Here is a 26,699-nt window from a genome sequence, read left to right as displayed (position 1 = left end):
GCCGGTCAATCAGCGCGGCGGTGGGCATCCAGTCGTATCCAGTCGTCGCGTTCGGCCCCGGGCGTGAACGAAAACGCGCGCTCATAGGCGCTGCGAACCGAGTCCGCCTGGCGGCTGAGCAATCCGGACAGGATCAGGGGGGTGCCGGGCCGGGCATGCTCTGCAAGTCGTTCGGCCAGTGCAATCAGCGGTTTGGCGAGGATGTTGGCGACCACCACATCGAAGGGCTGGCCGGCGATCGCATCCATGTCCGGGGTATGGATGACGTCGGCGACCTCGTTGGTTCGGGCGTTGTCACGGGTGGCGCGGACCGCCTGTGGATCGATATCGACGGCCGTCACCGAGGCCGCGCCCAGCCGCGCCGCCGCAATCGCCAGGATGCCCGACCCGCAGCCGTAGTCGAGCACATGGCGTCCGGCCAGGTCAGCGCCTGCCAACCATTCCAGGCACAGGGCGGTCGTGGGGTGGGTGCCGGTACCGAATGCCAGTCCCGGATCCAGCCGTACCACCACGGCCTGATCGTCGGCTTCGACCGGCGCGCTATGTGGTGCGATCCACAGCCGCGCACCGAAGCGAAGCGGCGGGTGCTGAGCCAGCCAGGCGCTCGCCCAGTCCTGATTCGCCAGATCGGTAATCTCGATTTCGACCCGTGCGCCCAACATCTGTCGTAGTGCTGTCTTGATCGGCTCGACCGGCGTGCCGTGCACGAACAGCCCGACGATGCGTGAGGCCTCGAAATCGGGATGCTCGTGTGGGGCGTTTTCCACGGCCATTTCGCTGCCGGCGTCCAGCACGGTGACCGCCTCGGCGTCGAATTGTTCGAACACCGCTTCGGCGATCGCCGCCCGCTCGCTGATAACGGTGATCTGATGCCAGGCCGGTAGGTCGCCGGCTTCAACCACGCGCCGCTTCCTCGCGCAGTTTCTTTTCCAGCCAATGAATCGACACGCCGCCCTCGATATGGGACGGGTCGTGAATGATCCGCTTGTGCAGCGCGATGTTGGTGTGGATGCCTTCTACGACCATTTCCGACAGCGCCATGTCCAGCCGGGCGGTCGCCGCGGCACGGGTATCGCCATGTGCGATCAGCTTGCCGATGAGCGAGTCGTAGTGAGGCGGTACGCTGTAACCGGCATAGATATGCGAATCCATCCGGATGCCGGGGCCGCCAGGGGCATGATAAGCCTGGATCTTGCCGGGCGAGGGCACGAACGTCTCGGCATGCTCGGCGTTGATCCGGCACTCGATGGCGTGCCCGCGCACCACGATGTCTTCCTGTCGATAACGCAGTTCTTCGCCGGCAGCGATCCGAAGCTGTTCGGCGACCAGGTCCACGCCGGTGACCATTTCGGTCACCGGGTGCTCGACCTGGATACGGGTGTTCATCTCGATGAAATGGAACTCCCCGTTCTCGTAGAGAAATTCGAACGTCCCGGCGCCACGGTAGCCGATACGCTTGCAGGCATCCACGCACAGCTTGCCGATCTCGGCACGCTGTTCGGGCGTGATGCCGGGTGCCGGTGCTTCCTCGACGACTTTCTGGTGACGTCGTTGTGGCGAGCAGTCTCGCTCACCCAAGTGGATCGCGTTGCCGTGGCTGTCAGCCAGTACCTGCACCTCGATATGCCGGGGCAGCTCAAGGTACTTCTCCATGTACACGGCCGGGTTGCCGAAGAAGCTGGCGGCTTCCCGACGGGCCATGTCGATCGCGCCGGCCAGGGCCTTGGCTTCATAGACGACGTGCATGCCGCGTCCGCCGCCGCCGCCGGCGGCCTTGATGATCACCGGGAAGCCGATCTTCTGGGCCAGCTTGCGATTGGCGGTGTCGTCTGCGGTCAGTGGTGCGCCGGAACCGGGCACACAGGGTACGCCGGCGGCCTGCATTTCCTGAATGGCCGAGGTCTTGTCGCCCATCAGCCGGATGGTTTCTGCCCGGGGGCCAATGAACACGAAACCGGACTGTTCGACGCTCTCGGCGAAATCGGCGTTCTCGGAGAGAAAGCCGTAGCCTGGATGAATCGCGGTCGCGCCTGCGACCTCGGCCGTGCTCATGAGCGTGGCCATGTTCAGGTAACTCTGTGTGCTGGGCGGCGGGCCGATACATACGGCCTCTTCGGCCAGCAGCACGTGCTTCTGGTCGCGATCAGCGGTGGAGTAGGCGGCCACGACCGGGATATCGAGTTCCCGACAGGCGCGCAGTATACGCAGTGCGATTTCGCCGCGATTGGCGATCAGTACTTTGCCGAGCATCACTTCACCACGAATAGCGGCTGATCGAATTCCACCGGCTGTCCGTTCTCCACGAGTACGGCGGTGATCTCGCCGGAGATCTCGGCTTCGATCTGGTTGAGCATCTTCATCGCCTCGATGATGCACAGCGTATCGCTCGGGCCGACCTTGTCACCGACCTCGACGAACGGCTTGGCATCGGGCGAGGGGGCTCGGTAGAAGGTGCCGACCATGGGCGAGCGCACGAGCTGGCCGTCCGGGGTGTCGTCCTCGCTGTTGTCGGCGGTGTCGGCGGCGGAGGACGGCGCCGGCTGCTCGGCCGGTGCCTGGGCCGGCGGCGCGGCATAGTAGTTCTGCGGCGGCATGCTCGGCATGCTGCCCGGCGCCGGATACCGACCGATACGAACCGATTCCTCGCCCTCGGTGATCTCGAGTTCGGCAATGCCCGAATCCTCGACCAGTTCGATCAGCTTCTTGAGTTTGCGAATGTCCATGATGCGTCTAGTGCTCCCGCTGGGTATCGGATACACGTCGCATGGCCGCGTCGAGCGCCATGTCGTACCCCTGTGCGCCGAAACCGGTGATGGTGCCGATCGCGATGTCGGCAAAGTAGGAATGGTGTCGAAACGACTCACGCGCGGCGGTGTTCGACAGGTGAATCTCGATGAACGACAGATCCGTGGCCAGCAGCGCATCGCGCAGCGCGACGCTGCTGTGGGTATAGCCGGCCGGATTGAACAACGCACAGGCGACGTGCTCGTCGCGTGCGGAATGGATACGCTCGATGAGCGCGCCTTCACTGTTCGACTGAAAGCAGCTCAGCGTATGGCCGTTATCCTGGGCGCGTCGGGTCAGCCTTGCCTGCACATCGGCGAGGGTGTCGTGTCCGTAAATCGTCGGCTCGCGCGTGCCGAGCAGATTGAGATTCGGGCCGTTGAGCAGCAGAAGATGAGCCACATCGCCGTCCATGCAGTGCGATAGCGCGAAGTCTGCCCCATGCAGGAGCGCGTTACAACAGCGGCCCAATCATTTCGCGACCGTTCGCCGCCGTATTGTCGAAAATTCGGCGACGTTTAGCACAGAGATGACGCCGATTGTTGCGATGCAACGTGATGCGGTTCAGTCGGGACGGCCGGCGTTGTCCCCCAGCAGGGGTTCGATACGATCGGCCAGCTGCTGGTGTGTGATTGCGCCTGCGATCCGGGCCACGACCCGGCCGTGTCGATCGATGATGGCAGTAAACGGTAGCACGCCGGCGGGCGCACCCGTGCGGGTATAGCGATCCTGGATACGCGCCCCCTCGGTGGCATCGGCCAGTACCGGATAATTGATCTCGTAACGCTCGGCGAACGCTTTTGCAGCCTCGCGGCTGTCGATGGCCACGCCGACCACGGACAGGCCCTGTTCGCGCCATTGGTTCTGGGCCGCCACCAGCATCGGAATCTCCTTGCGGCAGGGTGCACACCAGCTGGCCCAGAAGTTCAGCACCACCACTCGGCCGTCGAAGTCCGAGATCGATCGCGGCGAGCCGGATAGATCCGCCAGCGTGAAGGCCGGCCGCATGGGTTTGTCCGGCCCTGCGAGATGGTAGGCGCCCAGCACCCCGGCGACAGCGACGGTGAGCAACCCCAGGCCGGCCAGCCAGCGTCGTACAGATGGCTTCATGGCCCACCCAGTGCTTCGAGATGAGCGAGCAGTCCCGGGGCATCGATCGCGCCGATCACCCGCCGATCGGCGGCCTCGCGGCCATCCGCGCGATAGAACAGCATCGTGGGCGGGCCGTATACGCTGACCGCGCGCAGCAGTGCGCGGTCGGCGGCATCATAGTCTGTCACATCGACCTGAAGGGCAGTCATCTCGGCAAGTTCGGCGCGCACGGCCGAATCGGCGAAGGTGGAATGTTCCATCTGTACGCATTCCACACACCAGTCTGCATAGAAATCCACGATTGCCGGACGGCCGCGCTGCGCTGCATCCGCCAGTGCGGTCTTGAGTTCGGCCAGATCGTCGACACGGGTGAACGGCGATTGTTCGGCCGATGCGCCCATGTTCGACGGGCTGGCGCCCAATCCGGCCAATGGCGAGATGGGGCGTCCACCCCCGACGGATGCGCCGACCAGCGCGCAGCCGGCGTAGATCAGCAACAGGAACACGAGCGCGCGTCGGCCCGCACGTATGACGGCCGGGCCGCCGCTGTCTATTGATAGATAGGCGCCGTAGCCCAGGGCGAGCAGCCCCCACAAGGCGAGACTGATTTCGGGATCGAGAATGCGTGAGACCAGCCATAGCGCCACGCCGGCCAGAACCACCCCGAAAAAGATCCGGATCTGATCCATCCAGCGGCCGGCGCGCGGCAGCAAGCGCGCACCGAACGTGCCGATAAGCAGGAGCGGCATGCCCATGCCGAGGCCCAGCATGAACAGCGCGCTTGCTCCCAGCAATACGTCGCCGCTGCTGGAGATATAAAGCAACGCACCGACCAGCGGAGGCGCCAGGCACGGACCAGCAATCAGCGCCGAGAAAAACCCCATCACTGCCGCGCCGGTCAGCCCGCCACGTCCCTGGCCAACCCGGCCCACCCGCTGCTGGATTGCGCTCGGCATCTGCAGTTCGAATGCTCCGAAGGCCGCCAGGGCCAGCGCGACGAAGACGGCCGCGAAGACGATGACGACCGCCGGCATCTGCAGGGCAGCCTGCAGATTGGCGCCAAAGGCGCCGGCGATCACGCCGAACACCGCGTAAGCGCAGGCCATGGCTACGACATAAGCCAACGACAATTTGAGTGCCCGGCCAGGGCCAGCGCCCGCGCCGACAATCAGTCCGGACAGGATCGGGATCATCGGCAGGATGCAGGGCGTGAATGCCAGCAGCACGCCCAGGCCGAAGAACAGCGCCAGCGTGGCGATCGTGTGAGCGCCGGCCAACCGGGCGGCGAGCGCATCTTGCTGAGCGACGGGCCCGGCCGTGGTGGTGGCCGATTCGCTTGCGATCCCAAGGGTCCGTGTCTGCGGCGGGTAACACAGCCCCATGTCGGCGCAGCCCTGATAGCTGACCTTGAGCCGCGCGGTATCGGGCAGCGGTGTATCGCCCTCGATATCGATCACGGCGGTCACGCGATCACGATAGGTCTCGACTTCGCCGAAGAACTCATCGGTGTGTCGTGCGCCGTCTGGTAGACGGATAGCGCCGATCGTGTGTCCAGGTGCGTCGGTCAGCTCGAAATCGAAGCCGTGTCGATACAGGTAATACCCGTCGGCGATCGTCCAGCTGACCTGCACACTGTCGTTTGCGGCCGAGGTGGCGGCTGCCGAAAACGCCTGATCGACGGCCAGAGGCTGTTCGGCCGCGTGAGCAGCCGCGCACAGCAGCAACGCAGCGAACAGCCACGACCACATCAGGACACGACACGCGCCGCGCCGGGTCCGCCGGGTTGCACGGTCGTTTCGATAATCGTCAGCAGGATCAACCAATCGGGCGCGCCTTGAGTGCATGCAGGTCTGTGGACTTCGACGCCGGCGGTTAAGTTCACCGTGCCGGCCATGCGTCCGCGATCATTCTAAAGCGATCCGGACGCTCGGTCTTGTGGCGCCGCCCTGTCAGCCCCATGCATAACTAACGAAGCGATCGTTATTTAGGCACGCGCGACGCGACTGCTATAGTCGCGCCAGATATTGCACAGGAGGATTACATGAGCTTGCGACTTGGTGACGACGCGCCGAATTTCACGGCCGATACGACAGAAGGCCATATCGATTTTCACGAGTGGCTGGGCGACAGCTGGGGCGTACTGTTCTCGCACCCGGCAGACTTCACGCCGGTGTGCACCACCGAGCTCGGCGAGACCGGGCGTCTGAAAGACGAGTTCGCCAAGCGCAACACCAAGGTGATCGTGGTGTCGGTGGATTCCGTCGAGGACCATAAAGCCTGGTCTTCGGATATCGAAGAGACCCAGGGCTGCGCGGTAAATTTCCCGATCATCGGGGACACCGACCGCAAGGTCGCCGAACTCTACGACATGATTCACCCGAACGCCGGCGACACGTCGACGGTACGCAGCGTGTTCGTGATCGATCCGAACAAGAAGGTCCGCATGACGCTGACCTACCCGAAGAGTGCCGGCCGCAACTTCCGCGAGATCATCCGCGTGATCGACTCCATGCAGCTGACCGACAACTACAAGGTCACCACGCCGGCCAACTGGGAAGACGGTGACGACGTGATCGTCTCGCCGGCGCTGTCCAACGAAGAGGCCGAGAAGCTTTTCCCGGCGGGCTGGAACGAGCTCAAGCCCTATCTGCGTATGACCAAGCAGCCGAACAAATAGTTCGCCGGCGTGCAGCGATCCGAGGCGCAGCCCGCAGGGGGCTGCGCCTTTTTTGTGCGTGATGCATACGAGCCGGCATAATACGGCGCCTTCCCACAACGAGAACGTTCATGGCCGAGGACAAGCCGCTCAAACGCCGCAGCCAAGTCGTCACCCAGGGCACCGCGCGTGCTCCCAATCGCGCCATGCTGCGCGCGATGGGCTATACCGACGCGGATTTCGACAAGCCCATCGTCGGGGTGGCCAACGGCTACTCGACCATCACGCCCTGCAATATCGGTCTGAACGTGCTGGCCCAGCGCGCCGAATCGGCGCTGGAGAACGGCGGCGCCAAGTCGCAGATGTTCGGCACGGTGACCGTGTCCGATGGTATCTCGATGGGTACCCCGGGCATGAAGTATTCGCTGGTCTCGCGCGAGGTCATCGCCGATACCATCGAAACGGCGGTCCAGGGTGAGTCCATGGACGGGGTGATCGCGATTGGCGGCTGCGACAAGAACATGCCGGGGGCGATGATCGGCATCGCGCGCATGAACGTGCCAGCCATCTTTGTTTACGGCGGTACCATCAAGCCGGGCCATCTGGACGGCGAGGACCTTACGATCGTGTCGGCCTTCGAGGCCGTCGGCCAGCGCGTGGCGGGCACCATTGACGACGAGCGCGTGCACCGCGTGGAATGCAATGCCTGCCCGGGCGCGGGCTCGTGTGGCGGCATGTACACCGCCAATACCATGTCCAGCGCGATCGAGGCGATGGGGCTATCGCTGCCGTATTCCTCGACCATGGCCGCCGAGGACGCCGAGAAGGCCGACAGTGCGGCAGCCTCTGCCGAGGCCCTGATCACGGCGATCGAAAAGGGCATCAAGCCGCGTGATCTGCTCACCTTCAAGGCCTTCGAGAACGCGATCACGCTGATCATGGCCGTGGGCGGTTCGACCAACGCGGTGCTGCACCTGCTGGCCATCGCCCAGGCCGCCGAGGTCGACCTGAGTATCGACGACTTCGAGCGTATCCGTGCACAGGTGCCGGTGTTCTGCGATCTCAAGCCCTCGGGACGCTACGTGGTCACCGAACTACATCGCGCCGGCGGCATTCCGCAGGTGCTTAAGATGCTGCTTAACGCCGGCCTGCTGCACGGCGATTGTCTGACCATTACCGGCCAGACCCTGGCCGAGGTGCTGGCCGACGTGCCGGATGCGCCGCCCACCGATCAGCAGGTCATCCACCAGTTCGACGATCCGCTCTATGCCCAGGGGCATCTCGCCATTCTCAAGGGCAATCTCGCCGAAGAAGGCGCCGTCGCCAAGATCACTGGCCTGAAGAACCCGGCCATTACCGGTCCCGCGCGTGTGTTCGATTCCGAAGAGGAAGCCATGGCCGCCATCGTCGACGAACGGGTCGGTGCCGGCGATATCGTGGTCATCCGCTACGAGGGTCCGAAGGGCGGTCCCGGCATGCGCGAGATGCTGTCGCCGACCTCGGCGATCATCGGCCGTGGGCTGGGCGAGAAGGTCGGCCTGATCACCGATGGGCGTTTCTCGGGCGGCACCTACGGCATGGTCGTGGGCCACGTGGCGCCCGAGGCAGCGGTGGGCGGTGCGATCGGCCTGATTGAGGAAGGCGACACCGTGACCATCGATGCGCGTAAACGCCTGTTGCAGCTGGAAGTCGACGACGCCGAGCTGGAAAAGCGGCGCGCAGCCTGGAAACCGAAGCCGCCGAAGGCGACCCGCGGCGTGCTGGCCAAGTACGCGCGCCTTGTCGGCACCGCCTCCAAGGGCGCCGTGACGGATCAGCCGGACTAGCCGCGGCTGTGCGTCCACCAATCGGCGTATTGAAAAGGCCACGCCGCAGCGTGGCCTTTTTCAGCTCCGGCGTTGCCGGCCAGTCGCGCCCAGGCTAGAACTCCAGGCCGGCTCGTGCACCGGCGACGAGCACGTCGTCCAGCGTCGGGTCGAAGCCGCTGTTGTTGACGTACTGCAGATCAGGGGTGACATAGACGTCTCTGCCCAACGGTATGCGCGCATACACCTCGGCCTGGACGACCGAATCGGCGGGTTCCGGTTGGTCGTCGGAGACACCGATACGCGCGACGCCAGTGCCGACGATGACATCGCCAGCGGGGTGTTCGTAGGCCAGACCCATGAAGTTGGCCGCCGCGGCGACCTTGTCGTTGGCGATACCGCCCTGGGCGACCCATTGACCGCCCGCCAGACCACTGCCGATGCTGGTATAGGTGCCGTAATTTGTTTTCCTGTCGCGCCCCGGATGGGCGAGTTCGGTGTGATCGGCGCCGTTGTACCATACCCCCACATCACCATAGAGCGGGCCGGCTTCCCAGAGCATTTCGGTTCCGGCGAACACGCCCTTGCCGCTTTCGCCCACGTCGAAGACGTTGCCGTAAGTGGGATCGTCCTGGTCGCCTAGTCCGCCAGAGCTGCTCAGAAAGGCCTGAAAACCGAGATTGTCATTGATGTCGCGCTGGTAGTCCGCGCCCAGAGCGAAGCTCGGGTAGTCGACGCTGGGATTGTTCACGAACGAGGTGCCGAGAAACTGGGTGTACTCGTCGTCGGCGACGTCGTTGGCGTCCAGCAGGCCGGTGGCATCAAGCAGGCCCACCGCGAGGTCGCCGCCGGCCGCGTCGAGCTCGTAGTAGAACTGGGTGGCCGCAATACGTCCGTTGCCGTCGGCATCGACCGTTTCACCGACGGAATCGTTGACCTCGCCATAGAAGCGTGTCACCCCGCGGCTGCGCGGCGTGGTGCCGGCGCGTACCTCCAGGTGCCAGGTGCCTGGCCCCATATCGCGGTCGCCGAACAGATAAAGCTGGCCGTTGCCTTCCGCCTCGACCGACTGTCCGTCAACGCGATCCTGGCTCGTATTCTGGAACGTGCCGATGAGAATGCCGGAGACGGCGGCACGGTCTTGCCGGGTATTGCCCTGCTGGGCTGTGATCTGCTCGGCGCCTTGCGCCGCGCTCTGGTCCGCCGCGCAGGCGAGGCCGGTTCCGGTGAGCATGAGTACGCAGGCTGCCGTTATACGGTGATTCATTTCTCCCCCTTGGAAAACGGTGTCCTCTATCGGGCCCTGTAGTGAGGTAGTGCGAATGAGCAGCTTCGGATGCGCGCTCACCCGGATCGGATACGACTACGGGTCAGTGGCGCGGGCAAGCGCGTTCACCGACATGTTGGAATAGCCGGGGTGAGCCGAGCCTGATCTCGACATAACGAAAGGTGGGCACAAGCCTGCCGAGAGACGCCTGGCGGCGCGTGGGCATGGGGCGCGCAGCCTCTGCTGCGGGTCGAGCCCATTGGCAAGTAGGTGATCGCCCGGCGTGAATCCGCGGATTGGTCGTTCGGCCGGTCTGGCCGGCCAGGCGCATTTGATACGTGTCCGGTTTGCGGCATGCGTGCCAAAAAAAAGCGCCGAATCGCGTGAACGAGTCGGCGCCTTGATCGGCTTCGCGTGGCTTAGCCAGCCGCGGCGCGGCGGTCAGTGACTGTCGGTCAGATCGTTGAACGTCTGCATGATCCGGCGTGTCGCCAGCGGGCCGGCCGCACCGATCAGCAGCGAGCGGAAACGCGGGCTGGCGGCCAGGATGACGCCGGCCGACAGCGCGCCGACCACGGCCAGACCGGTATTCTGCTTGGCCCAGTTGGTCGCGCGGTCGCCCAGCACGGGTCGCAACTGCTGTTCGATCATGTTGTCCGGCTCGTGCGTGGCATTCTTGCTAGCCGATGCCTTCTTCTTCTTTTTGCCGCCGCTGCTACTTGCGATGAGCACGACGATCAGCGCGAGCGCCACGATCGCGATCAGCCCGCCTCCGGTCAGAAGCGACGCCTGAGTGGCGCCCAACCGCTCGGCCAGCAGCATGTAGACGCCGACGGCACAGAACATGAGTCCGGCAAAGAACGTCAGCATCGCCATCCAGATGATGACGTTGAGGCTGAACACCTTCGCCAGCGTGGCCTTCGGATTCATCGATTATCGACCGATGAGTTTGCCGAGCACGAGCCCGATGCCGAACGCGGCGAGCACGCTGGTAAACGGGCGGGATTCGATCTCGCTGCCCAGATCCTGTTTGCGGCGAACCGCTTCATTGCGCAGATCGTCGTAGTGGCCGCGGGCCGAATCCAGACCGGCCTGGGCGCGTTTCTCGCCTTCCGCCCGATAGCTCTTGGCAAGCTCGGACAGGTCGTTGCGCAGCCGCTCGATGTCTTTCTTCAGCGCCTGGGTGTCTGCGTTGTCGCTCATACCGCTTGATCCTTGTGTTGGTTGATCTGAGCCAGCATAGCGCGCTTGGGCAGCATGCGGCCATCCGTAGTCGTCACTGATCGGTCAGGCCGAACAGGCGTGCGGCATTGGCATGGGTGGCGGCGGCGACATGCTCCGGCGTCTGGTGACGTGCCGCAGCGACGGTAGCGAGCACCCACGGCAGGTTGGCGGGCTCGTTGCGGCGCGTTTTGGGCCGCGGGCGAATGGTCCGCGGCATGAGATAGGGGCAGTCGGTTTCGATGAGCAGCCGATCGTCGGGGATACGCGCAACCAGATCGTAGAGCGTGCGGCCCCGTCGTTCGTCGCAAACCCAGCCGGTAATGCCGATATAGACATCAAGCGCCAGATAGGCATCCAGCGCTGCATGGCTGTCGGTAAAGCAGTGTACGACCGCCTGAGACAACCGCGGGCGTGCCGCTTCGAGAATCGGCAGGAAGCGCTCGTGCGCATCGCGTTGATGAAGAAAGGCCGGCAGCCGATGACGGCAGGCGATATCCAGCTGCTCTGCAAAGACCTGTTCCTGGCGATCGCGCGGCGAGATGTCGCGGAAGAAATCCAGCCCGGTTTCGCCCACCGCCACGATTGCCCCACGTGCTGCCGCATCGTCGATCTGGCTGAGCAGCGTGTCGGACCACTCGGCGGCGTGATGCGGATGCAGACCGGCCGTGGCAAAGCAGGATCCGTGGCGGGCGGCCAGATCGATGGCATGGGCATTGCTCGCTGCATCGCTACCGGTGACGATCAGGCGCTCGATGCCGGCGGCTTGCGCCCGGTCTATGACGGCGTCGCGGTCGTCGTCGAAGCTTTCATGCGCGAGATTGGCGCCGATATCGGTCAGCTGCATGGACAGGCGGTCACAACGAATGGCCCGCGCAGTCTAGCGACGATCGCGACCGACGAGAACCGTCGCGCCTTCTGATGACGTGTCACCGGTTCCGAGCGGTTTGCTACACTCGCGCCTCGACGTCGCCGGCTTGGCTCCGGCCCCGGGTTCCGTGCCGTTCATCAAGGGTCACGCATGCGTTACAGAATCGGACTGCTCGCCGGCCTGGCGGGTCTGCTCATCGTCAGCACCGTCGCCACCGCAGCCACCCGGTATGTCAGTGACGAGCTGTCGATCAACATGCGGCGGGGCCCGGGTACGGGTTATCGGATTACTCAGCTGCTGGATGCCGGGGAGAAACTCGAAACCCTGTCCGAAGACAGCGGCTGGACCCAGATCCGCACCGCCGGCGGGGCGACCGGCTACGTGCTCACCCGTTTTCTGTCGGACGAGCCGGCCGCGCGCACCCAGATCGACCAGCTCAAGGCACAGACCCAGCAGCTCGAAAGCGAGAACGCGGATCTCAAGAGCGAGCTGTCCGAGGCGTTGAGCGGCTCTGAAGAACTTGGCAATACCAAGCGTGAGCTCGTCGCGGAAAACAAGTCGTTGTCCAGCCAGCTGCAGCAGATTCGCGAGACCTCTGCCGATGCGATCCGGATCAGCGATGAGAACGAGAAATTCCGCGAGCAGCTGCTGTCAATGCGCAGCGACAACGAACGCCTGCGCCACGAGAACGAGGCGCTGCAGAGTCGCCGCGAAGGCATGAAGATCGGCGCCTTGATCATGATCGGCGGTATCGTCGTCGGCCTGTTGCTGCCGCTGTTCCGCAAGCGTCGCAAGGGCAGCTGGGATTCGCTCTAGTCCCGAGCGTCGGCCGATCGCTGTATTGTCCCGCGTAGGCAACCTGTCTATGGTTGCGTGAATTCCCGCGCACGCGACGTCGAGCGCGCCGCCGCCCTTCGGGCGACGACCCCGGACACCGCATGGAACATCATCTTTCTCTGATCCTCATCACCATCGTCGCGCTGGGCGTGTTCTCCCAGTGGATCGCCTGGTCGTTGAAGATGCCGGCCATCGTGCTGTTTCTGGTCAGCGGCGTACTCGCCGGGCCGGTGCTCGGAATCGTGCACCCGTCCGAAGATATCGGCGCCGTCCTGTCGCCGCTGGTGGGGCTGGCGGTCGCCGTGATCCTGTTCGAAGGCGGGTTGAGCCTGCGGCTGCACGAGTTCAAGGAAGCCGCTTCGGGGGTGAAGCGGCTGGTCTCTGTGGGGGCGGCCCTGTCGTGGCTGCTGTACACGCTGGCCGCCTATTACATCGGCCAGCTGAGCCTGCCCGTGTCGTTATTGTTCGGCGCGATTCTCATCGTCACCGGCCCGACCGTGATCATACCGATGCTGCGCCAGGCTGGGCTCAACCGCCGCACGGCGTCGTATCTGAAATGGGAAGGCATCATCAACGACCCCATTGGGGCGTTGCTGGCGGTGCTGGTTTTCCAGTATTTCGTGTTTGCCGGCGTGGACGCCGGCGACGGTGCCCAGGTGTTCGTGGATCTGGGCTGGGCGATCCTGATCTCGCTCGTTCTGGGCGGCGGTGTCGCCTGGATGCTGGCCAAGGCATTCAACCAGATCTGGGTGCCGGAGTATCTCAAGGCGCCGTTGACGTTCGCTTTCGTGCTGGTGATCTACGGTATCGCCAGCGAGATCTTCGCCGAGGCCGGGCTGCTGGCGGTAACGGTCATGGGCATGGTGATGGGCAACCTGACCATCGCCGGCATGGCCGAGCTCCGCCGATTCAAGGAATACATCACGATTCTCATGGTCTCGACCGTGTTCATCGTGCTGACCGCGGACCTCGACCCGAACGTGCTGCTGCATCTGGACTGGCACGCGGCCGCGCTGGTGCTGGCGGTGCTGTTCGTAGTGCGCCCGGCTGCGGTATTCATCTCGACGATGTTCACCGACATGAACTGGCGCGATCGGGTGCTGGTCGGATGGATCGCGCCGCGCGGTATCGTGGCCGCCGCGGTCGCCGGTGTGTTCGGCCCGCGGATGGTCGAGGCCGGTTACGGCGGCGCCGAGCAGCTGCTGCCGTTGATCTTCGCGATCGTGTTCTCCACGGTCATCCTGCACGGTTTTTCGATCGGCCGACTGTCGCGCTGGCTGCGGCTGTCGGCCGAGCCCAATGGCGTGCTCATCGTCGGCGCATCGCCCTGGTCGACCGAGCTGGCGAGAGCGCTGACCAATGAGCTCAATGTCCAGGTGCTGCTGGTGGACTCATCCTGGCACCGTCTGCGTACTGCGCGCCTTGCCGGTGTGCGCGTGCTCTACGGTGAGGTGCTGTCCGATCAGATCCAGCAATCGCTGGAACTCAACGAAATCGCCTGTCTGCTGGCCGCGACCAGCAACGACGCATACAACGCCCTGGTGTGCTCGCATTTCGTGACCAGCCTCGAGCACGACCGGGTATTCCAGCTGCCCATGTATGCGGCGGACGAATCCAACGACTCGCGCGTGGTGGCCCGCCCGCTGCGTGGCCGGCCGGCCTTTCACGAGGATGCCCAGTACGAAGAGCTCTGGCGCAAACACTTCCAGAACTGGCAGTTCTACAAGACCCGTATCACCGACAGCTACACGCGCGACGACTTCAAGCGTGACTGCCCGTCGGATGCAGTCGTCATCGCCACACTGTATGCCGACAAGACGCTGCTGTTCCATCCGGCCAGTGGCAATGCGCGGCCCGACGAGGGCGATACCGTGATCTACTACGCCCCGAAGAAGGACGCCAGCGAACGGCGGCGGGCGCGCGCCGAACGCGCCGAGGCGGCCAGTGAACGTTCGGCGGCGATACAGTACAACGAGGGAGCCTGAACCATGCTCGAATGGCCCGTGGACGCCCGGTCCGCTACCGGTCTGATCGATGGTCCGGCCGGCGCAATCGAGGTCGATGTCGATCTGCCGGACGATTCGCCGCGCGGGGTGATCGTGGTCTGTCATCCGCATCCTCAGCAGGGCGGCACCAAGGACAACAAGGTCGTGTTCATGCTCGGCCGGGCAGCGACCCAGTCCGGCTTTGCCTCGGTTCGCTTCAATTTCCGCGGCGTGGGCCGCAGCGAAGGCGGCTACGATGCCGGCGTTGGCGAGGTCGACGATGTACACGCAGTGTGCGACTGGGCCGCGGACGCCTCGGCGCTCGAGCTCGGCGGGCTGGCCGGGTTTTCGTTCGGCTCGGCCGCCGCGCTGCGAGCCGCCGAGCGCCGGACGGTGCCGCGACTGGTGACCGTCGGGTTTCCGGCGGCCTATTTCGAGGCCTCGGTCCCGCGCCCGGACACTGACTGGCTGGCGATCTTCGGCGATGCAGACGATGTGATCGATGTCCGGGCCTCGATCGAGACGGTTTCCGAACTCCGACCGCCGGTGGATGTCCAGATTCTGGAGGGTGCAGGCCATTTCCTGCACGGGCGGCTGACCGATCTGCGAAAACGCGTGGCTGCCTTTCTCCAAGGCTAGGCTCGGTGGACCGGAACGGCAGCGCGATCTGCCCGCCAGGCATTTGTCGGTGACAGGAATCGTCAAGAGGACAGCATGGGATTATTCGATACATTGCGCCAGGCGCTGGAGCCCGAGCACCACACCGAGCGTGACCCGGAACGGGCAAAACGTATTGCAGCGGCCGTGCTTCTGCTGGAAATGGCGCACGCCGATCACGAGCACGATTTGGCAGAATACGACGAGATCCGTCGCCAGCTGAAAACGCATTTCTCGCTCGATGACGTGGAAGTCGAAGACCTCATCGACGCTGCGGCGCCGCGCGCGGAACAATCGGTATCGCTCTACAGCTATCTGAAAACGCTCAACGATGGGCTCGCGCCGGAGGAAAAGCGCGAAGTACTGGAGATGCTATGGCGCGTGGCCTACGCCGACCAGCGTCTCGACGCTCAGGAAGAACATCTGCTGCGCGAGCTCGCCGAGCTGCTCTATCTGCCGCACAGCGAGTTCATTCGCGCCAAGCTGGCCGTAACCGGCGAGTAGGCCTCGGGGGCCATGCCGCGGTCGGTCCCAGCGGTCGGTCCCACCCGTTCGGGCGCAGATCACTATTCGGTATAGAACGTCTGGTTGAAGCGGACGGGGATGGTCGCACTGCCGTCGCTGGCTTTTACGGTCAGATCGAAGGTCAGGGTCAGATCGTCCTCGACGGCGACGCGGGCCAGGGAATAGACACTGCCCGCGCCTTCGACGCGGCGGAACGTCAGCGTACGGCGATCGCCCATCAGGGTTCTCGCGCTGCCGGTGACCGTCGCGGGTACCGCTTGTAGCGGAGCGTCCGGCGCGGGTTTTTGCAGCGTGATCATGACGACCGCGGTTTCGCCGTCGCGCTCGATGCCGTTGGCCTGGGCGACCGCCGGTGGAATCTGCAGGCTGTTGACCGCGCTGTACTGGACGGTAAACGCGCCGCTGCCCACCGAGCCAGCCGCATGTGCGAGGTTCGCGGCGACTTGGCCGGCGACCAGCCCGGCCAGCAGGATCAGATTCAGAAGCCCACGGTACGACGCAGCTGGTAGAGCGCGATCTCGCCCAGAAGATTGGGAAACGCGCGCATGCCCAGATTGCTGCGGTGGGCATGATTGACGACATGGCGCCGTACGATATCGACCTGTTTGTCCCGACATAGTCCCTCGAAGTCCCGAACGGTACACAGATGGATATTGGGCGTATCGTACCACCGGTTCGGCAGGGCCTTGGACACCGGCATGAGACCACGCAGGCCCAGCGACAGCCGTGGCCGCCAGTGACCGAAGTTGGGAAAGGTCACGATCGAATCACGGCCGATGCGAAGCATTTCCTCGATGAGCTGATCCGGTCGCTGGACTTCCTGTAGCGCCGAACTCATGACCACGAAATCGAAGCTATTGTCCTCGAACTGATCCAGGCCCGCGTCGAGATCGAGCTGGAGCACGTTCACGCCGAGGCCGATGCAGGCGATGGCGTTGTCGGGATCGATTTCCAGGCCGTAGCCGGTGACGTTCTTGGTGCGCTGCAGATGGGCGAGCAGGGTGCCGTCGCCGCAGCCCAGATCGAGCACGCGCGCGCCCGGGGTGATCCAGTTCGAGATCAGCGCGAGATCATCGCGCAGGCCGTCGTGGGTCTGGGTGAGCAGCGTGTTCACGTACCGGCCTCGTCGGCGACTCGCCCCAGATAAGCACGCAGCGAGTTCACATAATGCGGCATGGTCAAGAGAAAATCGTCATGGCCCAGATCGGAGGTCACCTCCGCATAGCTGACCTCCTTGCCGGCATCGACGAGCGCATCGACGATCTCGCGTGAGCGCGCCGGCGAGAAGCGCCAGTCCGAAGTGAACGACACCACCATGAACCGAGCGGTCACCGGTGCGAACGCTGCTGCGAGATCGCCCCCGGTGGCATAGGCCGGATCGAAATAGTCCAGCGCCTTGGTCATCAGCAGATACGTGTTGGCATCGAACCGGTCGACGAACGATGCGCCCTGATAGCGTAGATAGGATTCGACCTGGAACTCGACGTCGAACCCGTAGTTGATCCGCCCGGCACGTAGATCGCGGCCGAACTTGGCCCGCATGGCTTCGTCCGACAGGTAGGTGATATGGCCCAGCATGCGCGCGAGCATCAACCCGCGCCGGGGAACGACATCGTGTTCGTAGTAGCGTCCGCCGTGGAACTCGGGGTCGGTGACGATCGCCTGACGGGCGATTTCGTTGAAGGCGATGTTCTGGGCCGAGAGTTTCGGCGCGGCCGCGATCACGATGGCGTGGGCCAGCCGGTCCGGGTAGTCGATCGACCACTGCATGACCTGCATGCCGCCGAGACTGCCGCCGACCACGGCAGCCCACTGCTCGATATCCAGCGCGCGGCGAAGAATATCCTGCGAGCGGACCCAGTCGGCACAGGTCAGCACCGGGAAGTCGGGGCCGTAGTGGCGCCCGGTTTCGGGGTGCAGGCTGTGTGGCCCGGTCGAGCCGTTATAGCCGCCCAGATTGGCTGGACTGACCACGAAAAAGCGGTCGGTATCGATCATCTTGCCGGGGCCGATGCATTTGTCCCACCAGCCGGGTTTCACGTCGGCTTCGCTGTGATACCCCGCGGCATGGTGATTGCCTGACAGCGCATGGCAGATGAGGATCGCGTTGGAGCGGGCTGCGTTGAGCTTTCCGTAGGTTTCGTAGACGAGGTCGAACTGCGACAGGGTCTTGCCGCAGTCCAGCCCCATCGGCGTATCCACATGCAGTGTCTGGGGCTCGACCAGCCCGACCGAGTGAGAGCGTCGCTCAGCCATGATCGATCAGCGGAACAGGCCCGGTAGCGGCAACAGACGGCTTATGACCTGCAGGCCGATGATCACCACCAGCGGCGACAGATCGAGCCCGCCCAGCGGTGGCAGGATGTTGCGTACCGGCCGCAGCAGCGGCTCGTTGATCGTGAACAGCATGGCGGTCGCGGGCGAATACTGGTTCGGCGATATCCACGACATCAGCGCCTGGATCAGGATGGTGAAGAAATAGAAGTTGCAGATGAGCACGCCGGCCTTGAGCACCGCCCATACAACGGCCATGGCCGGCTGTGCCCCGAATCCGGGCGCTGCCAAGGCCAGGTCGATCTCGATGTTGATAAAGCAAAGCGCGATAGCGAAGACCAATGCAGGCACATCGAGATTGCGCCAGCGTGGCACCAAGCGTCCGATCAGGCCCACCGGTGTGGCTGTGAACCGCCAGACAAACTGCGAGATGGGGTTGCGAAAATCAGCGTGCACGAGCTGCAGGATGACCCGCAGCAGTACCACGACGATATACAGCGCGAAGACCGTATCGACCAGGAACAGCAGCGCGTTGTTGGCGTGACCGAGCATCATGACGCGTCGTCTACCAGTTCGCGGCCCAGCGTATCGGCGCGTTCGGCCGCCGAGCGCATCGCGCGCGCGACCAGCCCGGCCAGATCGCCTTCGGAAAAGGTGTTCAACGCCTGTTCCGTGGTACCGCCGGGTGAGGTGACGTTGCGACGCAGCGTGGCCGGGTCGTCGCCGGATTCGATCGCCATGCGGGCCGCGCCCAGGGCGGTGTTGAGCACCAGCGTTCGGGCAGCGTCTTCATCAAGCCCCAGAGCGCGTGCGCCTTCGACCATGGCTTCCATGAAAGCGAAGAAATAGGCCGGCCCGCTGCCCGATGTGGCGGTGACCGCATCCAGTAGCGACTCCTGCCCGACCCAGGCGGTCATGCCCGCGCTGGCGAGCATCGTTTCCGCGACCTCCCGCTGGTCGGCGGTCACGCTGTCGTCGGCATACAGTCCGGTCGCGCCCGCACCGATCAGTGACGGCGTGTTGGGCATGCAGCGTACGTAGGCCAGGTGCTCGCCCAGCCACGTGCGCAAACCCGCCAGGGGGACGCCGGCCGCGATGGAAATCACCAGTGGCGAGGCCCCGTCCAGTCGCTCGGAAAGATCGGTGGCCACGGCACGCATCATCTGTGGCTTGACTGCGAGCACCACCACGTCGGCGTCGAGCGCCTCCGACGAAGCCTCGGCGACGGCGCATACGTCCCAGCGCTCGGTCAGCGTGGTGCGTTTGTCGGCATCGGGCTCGACCACGGTGATCCGCTCGCCCGGATGGCCGGCGCTACGCAGGCCGCTGATCAGGCTGGTGGCCATGTTGCCGCCGCCCACGAATACGATGGTCTGGTTCATTGGGGAACCCGGAATTCCAGTGCCTTCAAACTCGGCGCATGATACGTGATCGCGTGCGCACAGGGCGAGCCGGGCGCCCCGTCGGCGACAGACATATATGAATAGGTGGTGGCTTCATTTAGCATTGACGCCTGTTCCAACCGTTGCTCGTCATGAACAGCAGTCTCAAACAGACCGCAGAAGCCGTATCGGCATCGCCCGTTGATATCGGCGACGCCGAGTATCTCAAGCGTATCAACACGGCCCGTGTCTACGATGTCGCGATCGAAACGCCGCTGGTCGCTGCCGAGCAGCTCAGCCAGCGTATCGGCAATCGGCTGTTTCTAAAGCGTGAGGATCTGCAGCCCGTCCATTCGTTCAAACTGCGCGGTGCCTACAACAAGATCGCGCAGCTGAGTCCGGAGGAACGGGCGCGTGGCGTGATCTGTGCCTCGGCCGGCAATCATGCCCAGGGTGTGGCGCTGTCCGGGCGCAACATGGGGATTCGTGCGGTGATCGTCATGCCGCGCACCACACCGGCGATCAAGGTACGCGCGGTGGCCGGATTCGGCGGCGAGATCGTGCTCCATGGCGATAGCTACGACGAGGCCGCCGCCCACGCTGCCGAATTGCAGAAGCGCGACGGACTGGTCTATGTACATCCCTACGACGACCCGGACGTGATCGCCGGGCAGGGGACCATCGGCATGGAGATCGTGCGCCAGCATCCGCAGGATATTCATGCTGTGTTCGTCTGCGTGGGTGGCGGGGGCCTGCTGGCCGGTGTCGCGGCCTATATCAAGAGCGTGAGGCCGTCGATACGGGTGATCGGCGTCGAGCCCGAGGATGCGGCCAGTATGGGTGCAGCGCTGGCCACGGGCGAACGCGTCATGCTCAAGGACGTCGGCCTGTTTGCCGACGGCGTGGCGGTCAAACAGGCGGGTGTGGAGCCGTTCCGGCTGTGCTCCAAGCACGTGGACGCGATGATGACGGTCTCGGTCGACGAGATCTGCGCGGCCGTGCGCGACATCTACGAAGACACGCGGTCGCTCGCCGAGCCGGCCGGGGCCCTGGCGGTCGCCGGAGCCAAGAAGTATGCCGCCGAAACCGGCATCATCGACGAACATCTGGTCGCCATACAGTCCGGAGCCAACGTCAATTTCGATCGGCTGTCCTATATCGCCGAGCGCGCCGAGCTGGGCGAGCAACGCGAGGCTCTGCTGGCGGTCACCATTCCCGAGAAACCGGGCTCGTTTCGCCGGTTCTGCACGATCATTGGCGATCGCTCGATCAGCGAGTTCAACTATCGGTATGCCGATGCTGCCTCTGCCCAGATCTTCGTGGGCGTGAAGCTGACCAACGGCGTCGCCGAGCGCGATGCCCTGATCGGCGAGCTCCAGGACGGCGGCTATGCCGTGCTGGACATGAGCCGTAACGAAATGGCGAAGCTCCATGTGCGCCATATGGTTGGTGGCCGGGCGCGTGGTGCCGGCGACGAGATTCTGTTCCGGGTGGAGTTCCCGGAGCGTCCCGGGGCGTTGCTGAAATTCCTGGAAAGTGTCGGCGATCGCTGGAACATCTCGTTGTTCCACTACCGAAATCATGGCCATGCCCATGGCCTGGTACTGGTAGGCATGCAGGTCGGCGCGCACGAGCAGGCCGACTGCCGTGCCGCGCTGGACGCACTCGGCTACGAATATGCCGAGGAGACCGGCAATCCCGCCTATCAGCTGTTTCTCCACGACGCCTGATGTCGTTGTTTCGAGGTAGCGTCGCCGATGTCTGAATCGGGTTCCAAGACCGTCATTCTGGCTGCACTGGCGGGCAACAGCCTGATTGCGGTAAGCAAGTTCGTGGCGTCCATATTCACCGGCAGTACTGCCATGCTGGCCGAAGGTATCCACTCGGTGATCGATACCGGCAACCAGGGTCTGCTGCTGTTCGGCATGAAGCGTGCCGCCAAGCCGCCGGACGCGAAATATCCGTTCGGCTACGGCAAGGAGATCTACTTCTGGAGCTTCATGGTGGCCGTGCTGCTGTTTACGCTCGGCGCCGGGCTGTCGATTTTCGAAGGGGTGGAGAAGATCCTGCACCCGCACCCGATCTCGCATCCTTACATCAACTACCTGGTCCTGGGGCTCGCCATCGTCTTCGAGGGCACCAGCTGGCTGATCGCGGCGCGCGAGTTCCGACGAATCAAGGGCAGCTGGGGCGTGTTCGAGGCGGTTCGGCGCGGCAAGGATCCGAACAAGTTTCTCGTGCTGTTCGAGGATACGGCCGCGATCGCCGGCCTGCTGCTGGCGATCGCTGGACTGGCGCTCGTACAGATCACCGGCATCGAGTTGTTCGATGGCGTGGCCTCGATCGGCATCGGGTTGATCCTGGCCGTGGCCTCGGTGGGCCTGGCCATCGAGACCAAGGGACTTTTGATCGGCGAGGCTGCCAACAAATACGTGGTCAGCGATATTCATGAGGTGCTGACCGCGGATCCGGCCGTCGAGCGGATCAACGAGATCCCGACCATGCATATCGGCCCGGAGTACGTGCTCGCCAATATCAGCCTGCGATTCAAGCCGGACCTGTCGGGTCGGGAGCTGCAGGATGCGATTGCGCGCATGGATCGCAACATCAAGCAGCGTTGTCCCACGGTCAAACGGGTGTTCATCGAAGCCGAATACGAGGCCGATCGGTCGCCGGCGCACGGCCAGACGGCCGACAAGATCGGCGAAGATTCCACAACGCCCGCCTGACCGTACGGCCCGGCACTTGGCTTGCGGGGGCAGGTTCGATTTGTGTCAGACTCATTCCGATCATGACGTGAGAACGCGTCGACAACCGGCGCATCGCGTCTGAAAGGGGGGCAGAGTTCATGGCCAAAGGTTCCAAGACCGTCATCTATGCGGCATTGGCCGGTAATCTGCTGATTGCGATCACCAAGTTCATCGCTGCCTCGTTCACCGGCAGTGCCGCGATGATGGCCGAAGGGATTCATTCCACGGTGGATACCGGCAACCAGGGACTGCTGCTCTACGGAATGAAACGCGCAAAGCGCCCGGCGGACGCGCGTTTCCCGTTCGGTTACGGCAAGGAGATCTACTTCTGGAGCTTCATGGTGGCCGTGCTCATCTTTGCCGTGGGTTCGGGCATTTCGATCTATGAAGGGGTCAACCGGTTGCTGCATCCGCATCCGGTGGAAAGCCCGATCGTCAACTATGTCGTCCTCGGTCTTGCGATGTTGTTTGAAGGCGCTGCCTGGTTCATCGCCGCGCGCGAATTCAATCGGGTGCGCGGCAAGTGGGGCGTATTCGAGGCGGTTCGCCGTGGCAAGGATCCGGCCTCGTTTCTGGTGCTGTTCGAGGATAGCGCCGCCATGCTGGGGCTGGTCGTCGCGTTTGCCGCGCTGCTCGCCGGTCAGCTCACCGGCATCGCCTGGTTCGACGGTGCGGCCTCGATCTGTATCGGCCTGATCCTGGCGGTGACCGCCGTATGGCTTGCCATCGAGACCAAGGGCCTGTTGCTGGGCGAGGCGGCCAATCAGCACGTCGTACAGAAGATCCGCGCCATCGTCGGCCGCGAAGACGTAGTGGCACGGGTCAACGAGGTGCTGACCATGCATGTCGGGCCCGAATACATCCTGGCCAATATCAGCGTACGTTTCCGGGCCGGGCTGACCGGCGAGCAGATCCAGCAGGCGATCGAACGGATGGATGGCGAGATCAAGGCCGGCTGCGAGCACGTCGAGCGTATATTCATCGAGGCCGAGCGCGAGGCCGATCGCCCGAACGGCAAGCCGGCCGGTCAGCCGGCGTGAGCCGTGTGTCTATGCCTGCTCGGTGCACGGCCCGGGAACCTGCCGGGTCGCCCATTCGTTGCTGACTGCCGATGACCGATCTGTCCGATACGTACGAAGTGCCGCGGGAGGTTTGTATTCTGCGGCTCTCGGCGCTTGGCGACTGTGCCAACGTCGTACCCACGATCCATACATTACAGGCGGCGCGGCCGGATATTCGTATCACCTGGGTGGTCAACCGCGCCGAGGCCGGGCTGGTTGCCGATCTACCGGGCGTGGAATGCGTGGCCTATGACAAGCGGGGCGGCCGATCCGCGATCAGCGAGCTCAAGCGGTCGCTGGCCGGCCGGCGCTTCGATGCGTTGCTTGATATGCATGCCAGCTGGCGGGCCAACCGTATCAGCCTGCTCATTCGGGCCCGGCGCCGGATCGGCTTCGATGCCAGGCGCGCTCGCGATGCACAGCGGCTGTTCGTGCGCGAGCGCATATCGGCGATCGCGAGTCGACACGTAGTCGACGGTTTCCTCGCGTTCGCCGGACGGCTCGGTGCGCGCGCTCCGATCATGGACTGGCGCGTGCCCATCAGCGATGCCGATCGTGCACACGCGCAGGCGTTGGTCGCCGAGACACCCGGCGAGCTTTTGTTGATCAGCCCCTGTTCCAGCCATACCCGCCGCAACTGGCTGGCCGAGCGGTATGCGGCCGCGGCCGACCATGCCGCACGCGCCCACGGTCTGCGTGTGGTGCTTGTCGGCGGGCCCAGCGATATCGAACGCCGGATGGGGTCGGATATCGAAGCCGCGATGCAGTCGCCGGCGCTGAATCTGATCGGCCAGACGTCACTCAAGCAGCTGCTGGCGGTGTTCGAGCAGGGTCGGATTCTGCTCACTCCGGATTCCGGGCCGGCTCATATGGCCAATGCCAGCAATATCGACACGATCTCGCTGCATGCGGCCACCGATCCGCGACGAAGCGGTGCCTATCGCAGCCGCCAACTATGTGTCGATTATTTCGCAGAGGCCGCTCGGGTCTATCGAAACGCGACGCCGGATACGCTGAAGTGGGGGACACGGATCGAAGACGACGACGGCGTGATGGCGCTAATCCCGGTCGCCGCGGTCACCGAGCGTATCGACCAGGCCATGGCGCGCCCGCCCCGTGCGCGCGTGTCGTCCGACATGCCCGTCTGCCGCGAACGCATCACGCGCTGATTATAGCCACGCGTCCCCCCTGCAACAGCCGGGCTTGATGCGGTACATCGTGTTGTCATTGTCCGCCTAACGGGCGGCAGGGCGTCGATCAGCGGCGATATGCCGCCGGAAAGCGGCGCGCATCGAGGGGGCAGGCGAATTCACTCGGCCGGTTTTTTCTCCAGCTCGAGAATGAAGTCCCAGTGCCGCTTGTCGACCGGCATCACCGACAGACGGTTGCCCTTGCGCACCAAGGGGAAGCCCTCCAGCGCGTCGGCGTGATCCTTGATTTCAGCCAGCGGGACGAGCCGATCGAGTTCACGTTCGAATGTAACGTCGACGCGGTACCAGCGCGGGTTGGCCGGGTCCGATTTCGGATCGTAGTGCGGATCATTCGGGTCGAACGCCGTATCGTCCGGATAGCCGGCACGCGAAATACGCATGATTCCAGCCACCCCCGGCACCTTGGTGTTGGAATGATAGAACAGCGCCAGATCGCCTTCCGACATGTCGTCGCGCATGAAATTGCGGGCCTGATAGTTACGCACCCCGTCCCAGCCCTCGGTCTGCTCGGCGCGTTCCTGCAGATCCTGAATGCTGAACTCGTCGGGCTCGGATTTCATCAGCCAGTAGCGCATGCGGCGATCCTTAATATGCTTTCAAACGACCGCCATTCTAGCCGACACTGGCTCCGGGTCCAGAGCTGTCCAACGCTGCGCCCAACGGCGCCGCCGTGGTCTTTGCAAGGCGCGGAGTGGCCGGACGTCGAGCACGTATGGCGAGTGCCGGGGCCAGCGCCGGACGCCATATGGACGGGTCGCGCTATATGTTCTTTCAATACAGCCCAGGCCCGTCAACTCGGCGATAACCTGGATAGACGGCGCGTTCGCTGACGACCATATCGAGGCTGACGTCCCAGGGCTTCGGCCGTATGGCGTCGACCCGCTGCACGTCATAGGCCAAGCCCACCAGCTGTGGACAGGCATATGGACGTTGGCGATACCCGGACAGTGTGCGGTCGTAGAATCCGCCGCCCAGCCCGATCCGGTGGGCTCGGGCATCGAATGCGGCCAGCGGCATGATCAGCAGGTCGAGGGTGTGGACGGCCACGCTACGTCCGCCGCGCGGCTCCCGTACGCCCAACGAGCTGTTACGACTGGGAAAGTCGGGGCCGGTGATCGCTACAAAACGCAGGTGATGTGCCTGCACGCGCGGCAGATACACACGTTGTTCGGCCCGGCATGCGGCCAGCAGGGGGCGAGGATCGATTTCGCTAGACAACGGCCAATACAGGCCGATCCGCCGCGCACGACGGAATACCGCCAGCCGGGACAGTCGGGTACAGGCACGGTGGCTGAACCGCCGTCGAACGGCGGGGGTGAGCCGGCGCCGTGCGGCAAGCGCACAGCGGCGTTGATCGGCCGGATCACTCACGTAAACCTGCGCATAAAAAAACACGCCGAGGCGTGTGCGTTGAAATGCTGGCAAATAAGGACCGCCACTCCCGCCTGTGCCGTCGACCGTCCACTATCCTTGAGACAGACGCTCAAGTGGGGCGTTCCACGCCGCATTAGGTTTCCCGCAGCGAGGCGGGCGTACTCACCTGCGACGTTTTCCACCCCGGTTTAGGTAATTAGGCTCAAGGGGAACCGGGAGGTCGTCGAACACCGCAGGAGTGTCGGCCACTCGATAATACGCGTGCTCAGGGCTGCTCATCAAGCGCGGTGTCGATGCGCAGTTGCAGTTGGGTGAGACGTTCGTCGAGATCGCGTGGCGAGTCTGACGCGGGCGCGTTGCGTGCTTCCAGCCGGCGCTCGGCGGCGATCAGGTCGCGGGCCATATTGAGCGCGGCCATGACGGCGATGCGCTCGATGCCCAATGTCTTTCCCTGTCGCTGGATCGCCTGCATGCGGCGCGAAAGATACTCGGCGGAGTTCAACAGAGTTTCGCGTTCACCGTCCGGGCAGGCGACCGAATAATCCCGGCCCAGAATACGAATCGTCAGCGCGGTCTGTTTTTTTTCTGGAGGCATGGTCTCTCTGTCGCGCGTGGAAGAATTGGGGGGCCGATCAGACGTTATCGGCTTCGGTTTCGAGCGCCTTGATACGCTCGATCACACCGTTGAGTCGTTCGCGCGTCTCGCGAGTGCGCTGCTGCTCGGCTTCGAGTGCCTCGCGCAGGGCGCGGTAGTCGGCCAACAGCCGCTGGTGGGCTCTGAGCAGCGTATCGACGCTGTCTTCGAATTGCCCGATATCGAACTGGCTCATGAACGCTCCATGGGCGCCGCTGGCTGCGGCACCGCCTGAATGAGTATAGCCGCAGGTCGCGGCCGGTTGAAACAGGCCGTGACCTGCGGCCGCGATGCCGGATGATTGCAGCAAAAA

At 64.1% G+C, this 26,699-nt stretch carries 29 protein-coding genes and 1 other RNA gene; 10 read left to right on the top strand and 20 right to left on the bottom strand.

The genetic code is table 11. The features are described from left to right. Positions 1-5 precede the first annotated feature (5 nt). The 6 genes from prmA to dsbD form a co-directional block, all read right to left on the bottom strand. On the bottom strand, positions 6-902 hold the full coding sequence (gene prmA / locus T31B1_RS10935) for a 50S ribosomal protein L11 methyltransferase (protein WP_353249504.1): 897 nt from the start codon (positions 900-902) through the stop codon (positions 6-8). Next, entirely contained in the window at positions 895-2,250 is a 1,356-nt protein-coding gene (accC, locus tag T31B1_RS10930) for an acetyl-CoA carboxylase biotin carboxylase subunit (RefSeq protein WP_353249503.1), read from the bottom strand. The genes prmA and accC overlap by 8 nt, the downstream gene beginning before the upstream one ends. Continuing rightward, a complete protein-coding gene (accB, locus tag T31B1_RS10925; protein ID WP_353249502.1) occupies positions 2,250-2,723 on the bottom strand; it encodes an acetyl-CoA carboxylase biotin carboxyl carrier protein in 474 nt (157 codons plus the stop codon). The genes accC and accB overlap by 1 nt, the downstream gene beginning before the upstream one ends. A 7-nt stretch (positions 2,724-2,730) precedes the next feature. Beyond that, complete coding sequence (aroQ, locus tag T31B1_RS10920) at positions 2,731-3,186, bottom strand: type II 3-dehydroquinate dehydratase (RefSeq protein ID WP_353249501.1); 456 nt, start codon at positions 3,184-3,186, stop codon at positions 2,731-2,733. 162 nt (positions 3,187-3,348) lie between these two features. Then, positions 3,349-3,894: a TlpA family protein disulfide reductase gene (locus T31B1_RS10915; RefSeq protein WP_353249500.1), complete on the bottom strand. Its 546-nt coding sequence runs from the start codon at positions 3,892-3,894 to the stop codon at positions 3,349-3,351. Further along, entirely contained in the window at positions 3,891-5,624 is a 1,734-nt protein-coding gene (dsbD, locus tag T31B1_RS10910; protein WP_353249499.1) for a protein-disulfide reductase DsbD, read from the bottom strand. Before dsbD ends, T31B1_RS10915 begins: the two co-directional genes overlap by 4 nt. Before the next feature lie 293 nt (positions 5,625-5,917). Between dsbD and T31B1_RS10905 the strand changes: the two genes are divergently transcribed. Then, positions 5,918-6,553, top strand: coding sequence for a peroxiredoxin (locus T31B1_RS10905; protein WP_353249498.1), 636 nt, complete (start codon positions 5,918-5,920; stop codon positions 6,551-6,553). 110 nt (positions 6,554-6,663) lie between these two features. Further along, positions 6,664-8,358, top strand: coding sequence for a dihydroxy-acid dehydratase (gene ilvD / locus T31B1_RS10900; RefSeq protein ID WP_353249497.1), 1,695 nt, complete (start codon positions 6,664-6,666; stop codon positions 8,356-8,358). A gap of 94 nt (positions 8,359-8,452) precedes the next feature. On the opposite strand, the gene T31B1_RS10895 is transcribed toward ilvD, so the two are convergent. The 4 genes from T31B1_RS10895 to T31B1_RS10880 all read right to left on the bottom strand — a co-directional run bounded on the left by T31B1_RS10895 (position 8,453) and on the right by T31B1_RS10880 (position 11,672). Then, positions 8,453-9,604: a carbohydrate porin gene (locus T31B1_RS10895; protein ID WP_353249496.1), complete on the bottom strand. Its 1,152-nt coding sequence runs from the start codon at positions 9,602-9,604 to the stop codon at positions 8,453-8,455. Between the two features lie 441 nt (positions 9,605-10,045). Further along, positions 10,046-10,534, bottom strand: coding sequence for a hypothetical protein (locus tag T31B1_RS10890; protein WP_353249495.1), 489 nt, complete (start codon positions 10,532-10,534; stop codon positions 10,046-10,048). Between the two features lie 3 nt (positions 10,535-10,537). Then, positions 10,538-10,807, bottom strand: a complete 270-nt coding sequence (locus tag T31B1_RS10885; protein WP_353249494.1) for an ElaB/YgaM/YqjD family protein — start codon at positions 10,805-10,807, stop codon at positions 10,538-10,540. Between the two features lie 73 nt (positions 10,808-10,880). Further along, on the bottom strand, positions 10,881-11,672 hold the full coding sequence (locus T31B1_RS10880; RefSeq protein ID WP_353249493.1) for a TatD family hydrolase: 792 nt from the start codon (positions 11,670-11,672) through the stop codon (positions 10,881-10,883). 174 nt (positions 11,673-11,846) lie between these two features. Here T31B1_RS10880 and T31B1_RS10875 point away from each other — a divergent pair, with 174 nt between their 5' ends. The 4 genes from T31B1_RS10875 to T31B1_RS10860 all read left to right on the top strand — a co-directional run bounded on the left by T31B1_RS10875 (position 11,847) and on the right by T31B1_RS10860 (position 15,679). Next, positions 11,847-12,512 carry a TIGR04211 family SH3 domain-containing protein gene (locus T31B1_RS10875; RefSeq protein ID WP_353249492.1) on the top strand — a complete coding sequence of 222 codons (666 nt, stop codon included), beginning with the start codon at positions 11,847-11,849 and terminating at the stop codon, positions 12,510-12,512. Positions 12,513-12,634: 122 nt separating this feature from the next. After that, positions 12,635-14,518 carry a cation:proton antiporter gene (locus tag T31B1_RS10870; RefSeq protein WP_353249491.1) on the top strand — a complete coding sequence of 628 codons (1,884 nt, stop codon included), beginning with the start codon at positions 12,635-12,637 and terminating at the stop codon, positions 14,516-14,518. A 3-nt stretch (positions 14,519-14,521) separates the two neighbouring features. Further along, the gene (locus T31B1_RS10865) at positions 14,522-15,157 is read left to right on the top strand and encodes an alpha/beta hydrolase (protein ID WP_353249490.1); all 636 of its coding nucleotides are present in this window, start codon (positions 14,522-14,524) and stop codon (positions 15,155-15,157) included. A gap of 75 nt (positions 15,158-15,232) precedes the next feature. Continuing rightward, positions 15,233-15,679 (top strand): tellurite resistance TerB family protein, encoded by a 447-nt coding sequence (locus T31B1_RS10860; RefSeq protein WP_353249489.1) that lies wholly within the window; start codon positions 15,233-15,235, stop codon positions 15,677-15,679. Between the two features lie 62 nt (positions 15,680-15,741). Here T31B1_RS10860 and T31B1_RS10855 read toward each other — a convergent pair whose 3' ends face one another. From T31B1_RS10855 to proC, 5 genes are all read right to left on the bottom strand, one after another. Continuing rightward, complete coding sequence (locus T31B1_RS10855; RefSeq protein ID WP_353249488.1) at positions 15,742-16,110, bottom strand: DUF4426 domain-containing protein; 369 nt, start codon at positions 16,108-16,110, stop codon at positions 15,742-15,744. Positions 16,111-16,178: 68 nt separating this feature from the next. Continuing rightward, a complete protein-coding gene (gene metW, locus T31B1_RS10850; RefSeq protein ID WP_353249487.1) occupies positions 16,179-16,814 on the bottom strand; it encodes a methionine biosynthesis protein MetW in 636 nt (211 codons plus the stop codon). Further along, positions 16,811-17,956: a homoserine O-succinyltransferase MetX gene (metX, locus tag T31B1_RS10845; protein ID WP_353249486.1), complete on the bottom strand. Its 1,146-nt coding sequence runs from the start codon at positions 17,954-17,956 to the stop codon at positions 16,811-16,813. Before metX ends, metW begins: the two co-directional genes overlap by 4 nt. Before the next feature lie 6 nt (positions 17,957-17,962). Next, on the bottom strand, positions 17,963-18,529 hold the full coding sequence (locus T31B1_RS10840) for a YggT family protein (RefSeq protein ID WP_353249485.1): 567 nt from the start codon (positions 18,527-18,529) through the stop codon (positions 17,963-17,965). Next, positions 18,526-19,356: a pyrroline-5-carboxylate reductase gene (gene proC, locus T31B1_RS10835; protein ID WP_353249484.1), complete on the bottom strand. Its 831-nt coding sequence runs from the start codon at positions 19,354-19,356 to the stop codon at positions 18,526-18,528. Before proC ends, T31B1_RS10840 begins: the two co-directional genes overlap by 4 nt. A 152-nt stretch (positions 19,357-19,508) precedes the next feature. Between proC and ilvA the strand changes: the two genes are divergently transcribed. From ilvA to T31B1_RS10815, 4 genes are all read left to right on the top strand, one after another. Continuing rightward, on the top strand, positions 19,509-21,086 hold the full coding sequence (gene ilvA / locus T31B1_RS10830) for a threonine ammonia-lyase, biosynthetic (RefSeq protein WP_353249483.1): 1,578 nt from the start codon (positions 19,509-19,511) through the stop codon (positions 21,084-21,086). Between the two features lie 27 nt (positions 21,087-21,113). Continuing rightward, positions 21,114-22,085 carry a cation diffusion facilitator family transporter gene (locus T31B1_RS10825; RefSeq protein ID WP_353249482.1) on the top strand — a complete coding sequence of 324 codons (972 nt, stop codon included), beginning with the start codon at positions 21,114-21,116 and terminating at the stop codon, positions 22,083-22,085. Positions 22,086-22,204: 119 nt separating this feature from the next. Further along, the gene (locus tag T31B1_RS10820; protein ID WP_353249481.1) at positions 22,205-23,146 is read left to right on the top strand and encodes a cation diffusion facilitator family transporter; all 942 of its coding nucleotides are present in this window, start codon (positions 22,205-22,207) and stop codon (positions 23,144-23,146) included. A 71-nt stretch (positions 23,147-23,217) separates the two neighbouring features. Then, positions 23,218-24,336 carry a glycosyltransferase family 9 protein gene (locus T31B1_RS10815; protein ID WP_353249480.1) on the top strand — a complete coding sequence of 373 codons (1,119 nt, stop codon included), beginning with the start codon at positions 23,218-23,220 and terminating at the stop codon, positions 24,334-24,336. A 140-nt stretch (positions 24,337-24,476) separates the two neighbouring features. Here the strand turns inward: T31B1_RS10815 and T31B1_RS10810 are convergent, their stop codons facing one another. The 5 genes from T31B1_RS10810 to T31B1_RS10790 all read right to left on the bottom strand — a co-directional run bounded on the left by T31B1_RS10810 (position 24,477) and on the right by T31B1_RS10790 (position 26,582). Continuing rightward, complete coding sequence (locus tag T31B1_RS10810; protein ID WP_353249479.1) at positions 24,477-24,953, bottom strand: EVE domain-containing protein; 477 nt, start codon at positions 24,951-24,953, stop codon at positions 24,477-24,479. 196 nt (positions 24,954-25,149) lie between these two features. Then, the gene (locus tag T31B1_RS10805) at positions 25,150-25,749 is read right to left on the bottom strand and encodes a 5-formyltetrahydrofolate cyclo-ligase (RefSeq protein ID WP_353249478.1); all 600 of its coding nucleotides are present in this window, start codon (positions 25,747-25,749) and stop codon (positions 25,150-25,152) included. 63 nt (positions 25,750-25,812) lie between these two features. Then, positions 25,813-25,994: non-coding RNA, 6S RNA (gene ssrS, locus T31B1_RS10800), on the bottom strand. Between the two features lie 23 nt (positions 25,995-26,017). After that, the gene (locus T31B1_RS10795) at positions 26,018-26,347 is read right to left on the bottom strand and encodes a cell division protein ZapA (protein WP_353249477.1); all 330 of its coding nucleotides are present in this window, start codon (positions 26,345-26,347) and stop codon (positions 26,018-26,020) included. Positions 26,348-26,384: 37 nt separating this feature from the next. Continuing rightward, positions 26,385-26,582, bottom strand: a complete 198-nt coding sequence (locus T31B1_RS10790; protein ID WP_353249476.1) for a hypothetical protein — start codon at positions 26,580-26,582, stop codon at positions 26,385-26,387. Positions 26,583-26,699 lie beyond the last annotated feature (117 nt).

Source organism: Salinisphaera sp. T31B1, from assembly GCF_040361275.1.
GTDB lineage: Bacteria > Pseudomonadota > Gammaproteobacteria > Nevskiales > Salinisphaeraceae > Salinisphaera.
Note: the sequence above shows the minus strand (reverse complement) of the source record. Positions and strands in the feature narration are given on the sequence as shown.

What these genes read in the sequence shown, in the direction of transcription:
- accC (WP_353249503.1), bottom strand. Translation starts at nt 2,250, where the DNA reads ATGCTCGGCAAAGTACTGATCGCCAATCGCGGCGAAATCGCACTGCGT.
- accB (WP_353249502.1), bottom strand. Translation starts at nt 2,723, where the DNA reads ATGGACATTCGCAAACTCAAGAAGCTGATCGAACTGGTCGAGGATTCG.
- T31B1_RS10915 (WP_353249500.1), bottom strand. Translation starts at nt 3,894, where the DNA reads ATGAAGCCATCTGTACGACGCTGGCTGGCCGGCCTGGGGTTGCTCACC.
- dsbD (WP_353249499.1), bottom strand. Translation starts at nt 5,624, where the DNA reads ATGTGGTCGTGGCTGTTCGCTGCGTTGCTGCTGTGCGCGGCTGCTCAC.
- T31B1_RS10905 (WP_353249498.1), top strand. Translation starts at nt 5,918, where the DNA reads ATGAGCTTGCGACTTGGTGACGACGCGCCGAATTTCACGGCCGATACG.
- ilvD (WP_353249497.1), top strand. Translation starts at nt 6,664, where the DNA reads ATGGCCGAGGACAAGCCGCTCAAACGCCGCAGCCAAGTCGTCACCCAG.
- T31B1_RS10895 (WP_353249496.1), bottom strand. Translation starts at nt 9,604, where the DNA reads ATGAATCACCGTATAACGGCAGCCTGCGTACTCATGCTCACCGGAACC.
- T31B1_RS10890 (WP_353249495.1), bottom strand. Translation starts at nt 10,534, where the DNA reads ATGAATCCGAAGGCCACGCTGGCGAAGGTGTTCAGCCTCAACGTCATC.
- T31B1_RS10885 (WP_353249494.1), bottom strand. Translation starts at nt 10,807, where the DNA reads ATGAGCGACAACGCAGACACCCAGGCGCTGAAGAAAGACATCGAGCGG.
- T31B1_RS10880 (WP_353249493.1), bottom strand. Translation starts at nt 11,672, where the DNA reads ATGCAGCTGACCGATATCGGCGCCAATCTCGCGCATGAAAGCTTCGAC.
- T31B1_RS10875 (WP_353249492.1), top strand. Translation starts at nt 11,847, where the DNA reads ATGCGTTACAGAATCGGACTGCTCGCCGGCCTGGCGGGTCTGCTCATC.
- T31B1_RS10870 (WP_353249491.1), top strand. Translation starts at nt 12,635, where the DNA reads ATGGAACATCATCTTTCTCTGATCCTCATCACCATCGTCGCGCTGGGC.
- T31B1_RS10865 (WP_353249490.1), top strand. Translation starts at nt 14,522, where the DNA reads ATGCTCGAATGGCCCGTGGACGCCCGGTCCGCTACCGGTCTGATCGAT.
- T31B1_RS10860 (WP_353249489.1), top strand. Translation starts at nt 15,233, where the DNA reads ATGGGATTATTCGATACATTGCGCCAGGCGCTGGAGCCCGAGCACCAC.
- metX (WP_353249486.1), bottom strand. Translation starts at nt 17,956, where the DNA reads ATGGCTGAGCGACGCTCTCACTCGGTCGGGCTGGTCGAGCCCCAGACA.
- T31B1_RS10840 (WP_353249485.1), bottom strand. Translation starts at nt 18,529, where the DNA reads ATGATGCTCGGTCACGCCAACAACGCGCTGCTGTTCCTGGTCGATACG.
- proC (WP_353249484.1), bottom strand. Translation starts at nt 19,356, where the DNA reads ATGAACCAGACCATCGTATTCGTGGGCGGCGGCAACATGGCCACCAGC.
- ilvA (WP_353249483.1), top strand. Translation starts at nt 19,509, where the DNA reads ATGAACAGCAGTCTCAAACAGACCGCAGAAGCCGTATCGGCATCGCCC.
- T31B1_RS10825 (WP_353249482.1), top strand. Translation starts at nt 21,114, where the DNA reads ATGTCTGAATCGGGTTCCAAGACCGTCATTCTGGCTGCACTGGCGGGC.
- T31B1_RS10820 (WP_353249481.1), top strand. Translation starts at nt 22,205, where the DNA reads ATGGCCAAAGGTTCCAAGACCGTCATCTATGCGGCATTGGCCGGTAAT.
- T31B1_RS10815 (WP_353249480.1), top strand. Translation starts at nt 23,218, where the DNA reads ATGACCGATCTGTCCGATACGTACGAAGTGCCGCGGGAGGTTTGTATT.
- T31B1_RS10810 (WP_353249479.1), bottom strand. Translation starts at nt 24,953, where the DNA reads ATGCGCTACTGGCTGATGAAATCCGAGCCCGACGAGTTCAGCATTCAG.
- T31B1_RS10795 (WP_353249477.1), bottom strand. Translation starts at nt 26,347, where the DNA reads ATGCCTCCAGAAAAAAAACAGACCGCGCTGACGATTCGTATTCTGGGC.
- T31B1_RS10790 (WP_353249476.1), bottom strand. Translation starts at nt 26,582, where the DNA reads ATGAGCCAGTTCGATATCGGGCAATTCGAAGACAGCGTCGATACGCTG.